Origin of the sequence: Herbaspirillum lusitanum P6-12, from assembly GCF_000256565.1 — a bacterium.
In the GTDB taxonomy this organism is placed as follows: Bacteria; Pseudomonadota; Gammaproteobacteria; order Burkholderiales; family Burkholderiaceae_D; genus Herbaspirillum; species Herbaspirillum lusitanum.
This window is the reverse complement of the sequence record NZ_AJHH01000304.1, coordinates 1-3,477: the sequence shown is the minus strand read 5'-3', so window position 1 is coordinate 3,477 and position 3,477 is coordinate 1. Positions and strand designations below refer to the sequence as shown.

Here is a 3,477-nt window from a genome sequence, read left to right as displayed (position 1 = left end):
GCGATTGGGATAGGCGACAAGACGCCGGACCTTTGCTGCGGCTGCAACCGGAGCGGAATGCCTGACCGGCTGCACATGACCATGCCCATGGTCGGTGCCGGACAACTTGAAGACGCTGACGGCCTTCGCCAGCAAGTCGGCCTGTTCCTGCAGACTCTCGGCGGCGGCAGCGGCCTGCTCCACCAGCGCGGCGTTCTGCTGCGTGATTTCATCCATCTGCGTGATGGCGCGATTGACTTCCTCGATGCCGGTGCTCTGCTCCTGGCTGGCTGCGGTGATCTCGCCCATGATGTCGGCGACGTGCTTGACCGAGGTCACGATCTCGCCCATCGTTGCGCCCGCTTCATCGACCAGCTTGCCGCCGGCGTCGACCTTGCCGACCGAGTCGCTGATCAGTTCCTTGATCTCCTTTGCCGCTGACGCCGAGCGTTGCGCCAGGCTGCGCACTTCCGAGGCCACCACGGCAAAGCCGCGGCCCTGCTCACCTGCGCGCGCCGCTTCCACCGCCGCGTTCAGCGCCAGGATATTGGTCTGGAAGGCGATGCCGTCGATCACGCTGATGATGTCGACGATCTTGCTCGAGCTTTCCTTGATCGACCCCATGGTATGCACCACGTCGCCGACCACCTTGCCGCCCTTGACGGCGAGTTCGGAGGCGGAGGTCACCAGGGAATTGGCCTGGCGCGCATTGTCGGCGTTCTGGCGCACGGTCGAGGTCAACTCTTCCATGGAGCTGGCGGTTTCTTCCAGGCTGGAGGCTTGCGATTCGGTGCGGTTGGACAAATCGGCGTTGCCGGTGGCGATTTCGCGCGAGGCGACGTTGATGGTTTCCGTGCCGGTGCGTACATTGCCGACCACGCTGGCCAGTCCGTGTCCGATACCGTTGATGGCGCCCATCAGGCGGCCGATTTCGTCGTCGCGTTCCACTTCCAGTTCAGCGGTGAGGTCGCCGGTGGCGAGGCGTTCGGCAACCGCGAGGCTCTTGTCGAGCTGTTTCTTGATCAGTACGTACAGCGCATACAGCACGGCCACCGAGATCGCCAGCATCACGCCGAGCATGGCCAATCCGACGGCATAGGCAATGCTGCCGTCGCGGCGCGCCTTGTCAAGTTCACCGCGGGTGCGCTGATCCATCAGTTTTTCAAATTCATTGATGGGACGCATGATGGAAGCGGCGTTCTTTTCATAGACATCGTCGTGCACCAGCTTGCGCGCCTTCTCCAGGTCGGGCGCATCCTTCCTGGTGAATTTGCCGGTGCCGTCGTCGTACTCTCCTTTAACCATGTGCATGGCGACTTCTTCGGTCTTGATCAGCGCGGTGGAGAGTGATTGCGCTTCATTGAGCCTGGCGAATTCCTGGTCGGTGAAGCCGGCTTGTTTCATCAGGTCGGTGATCGGCATGGTGCGGCCGTCTGCGCGTGGCTTCTTGCCGCTGCTGACGGCGACGATGTCCCAGTAAACGGTCTCGAAGCGCGGGTCGCCGGTAACGACGTAGCTGCGCACGGACTGGGTCAGGTGCTCGGAGTTGTTGCGCACTTCGTTGGCCAGTTTGTAGGAGTCATAACGCGAGTCACCGGCTCTTTCGATTTCGTGTTGTGCCCGCAAAATCATTTGCAATGCGCCGAACATCAGCAGCGACAGCGCCGCCAAGATGATGAAGAAGAAAAAACTCCGCTTGAGCGTAAACAATTTGCGCATTGCCGTTCCCCTGTTTCCGTGAGAGATTCCGCCCACCGAAGGATAGGGGCGTGTGAAGGCATCGTGGCGCCGTGCAACACGGCGCCACGCGAGATGGCGATCAAATAAAAAACGTCAGTGTTTGTAGTGACTGCGCGCGCGTACGTGTCGGAGACGTGCATGCAGATGGCGACTGTGAACGATCGCCGCGACGATGAGTCCGCCTGCAATGGCGGCCACGATGAGTAAGGTATCCATATATCCCCCCAGGAAAAAGATCACCTTGTATAGGCCAGAACGGCACTGCTACGCACCTGCAGATAGTCTCCAGTACGGATGCGTAGAACTGTCTTCGACTGACTTGTAGAAAACATAACATATTTGCAAAATAAAAAGTCTTGGCAAAAGCAAAAAACATTTGAAGCAACAACACAAAAAAGCACGATCGTAATATTTTTATCCTATAATCTTTGCATTACCTACTACAACGACGAGACGCCATGCCTACTTCCGCCCTTCCAGCCGTGCTGCAGAACCTGCGCCTGCCCGTGATCGCTTCGCCGATGTTCATCGCCAGCAGCCCGGCACTGGTGGCGGCGCAGTGCAAGGCGGGCATCGTCGGCTCCTTCCCTGCCCTCAACGCGCGGCCGGCCGAGCAACTCGACGTCTGGCTGACGCAATTGCAGACGGAACTGGCGGCGTATCAGGCTACCAATCCCGACGCCATCATCGGTCCGATCGCCGTCAACCAGATCGTGCACCAGTCCAACGACCGCCTTGCCCACGATGTGGAAGTCTGCGTGAAGCATCGCGTGCCGATCATCATTTCCAGCCTGCGCGCGCCGCCGCCATGCCGGCGCACTGTCGCCGTTCGCGCTGGTGGGCGAGGTGCGCAAGTTCTTCAAGGGACCGCTGATCCTGTCCGGCGCCATCGCCACCGGCGACGCCATCCTGTCGGCGCAAGCCATGGGCGCCGACCTGGCCTACATCGGTTCGCGCTGGCTGGCGACCCAGGAAGCCAACGTCAGCGACGACTATCGCCAGGCCATCGTCGACTCGAGCGCGGCCGACGTGGTCTATACCAACCTGTTCACGGGCGTGCACGGCAACTACCTGAAGAAGTCCATCATCAACGCCGGACTTGACCCGGAGAACCTGCCGGAAGCGGACAAGACCAAGATGAATTTCGGCTCGGGCGGCGACACCAAGGCCAAGGCCTGGCGCGACATCTGGGGCGCCGGCCAGGCGGTCGGCCTGATGGATGATGTGCCGACCGTGGCGCACATGGTGGACCGGCTGGAAGCCGAATATGCGGCTGCGCGCCAACGCCTGGCGCTGTAGTCCGGAGGCAGGTCCGACGCTGCCCTGAAACGGCTCCGACAGACGGCTTCTGTCGGACAACGCCGCTATTTGCAAATGACTTTGTAACTAACGGCACTTCTCGCGCACTTGTATGTCGTACGGTCTCGAACTCCATACAACGTGAGGACTTTATGACCAGTTTTCTCCGCACCAGAAAAGACCGCCACCCGAAGCCGGAAAACAAGGCACGCCTGCCCCATGAGCACGACCAGTCCGGCGACAGCCAGCGCAGCGACGTCGACCAGAAGGAAATGCGACGCGCCTATCAGGACATCCGCGAAGGCCAGGTGGACACCGATCTGCGCGGCAGCGGCGGTCTCGACGAAATAAACAAGGGCGCCGGCAAACGCGCGAGCGAAGCGCCGCGCAAGGACGACCCGTTCGACAAGTCGCATTGAATCTGAAACTGCGCCTTGGAACTGAATTTTGAAACTGAAT

At 60.4% G+C, this 3,477-nt stretch carries 2 protein-coding genes and 1 pseudogene; 2 read left to right on the top strand and 1 reads right to left on the bottom strand.

Annotation, left to right across the window (positions count from 1 at the left end):
* Positions 1-1,698, bottom strand: a 1,698-nt coding sequence (locus tag HLUSI_RS34635; RefSeq protein WP_016833754.1) for a methyl-accepting chemotaxis protein, incomplete at its 3' end; no start/stop codon positions are given.
* A gap of 479 nt (positions 1,699-2,177) precedes the next feature.
* Here HLUSI_RS34635 and HLUSI_RS27885 point away from each other — a divergent pair.
* A pseudogene (locus HLUSI_RS27885) lies at positions 2,178-3,018 on the top strand (NAD(P)H-dependent flavin oxidoreductase).
* Between the two features lie 152 nt (positions 3,019-3,170).
* Entirely contained in the window at positions 3,171-3,437 is a 267-nt protein-coding gene (locus HLUSI_RS0109530; protein ID WP_016833751.1) for a hypothetical protein, read from the top strand.
* Positions 3,438-3,477: the final 40 nt, after the last annotated feature.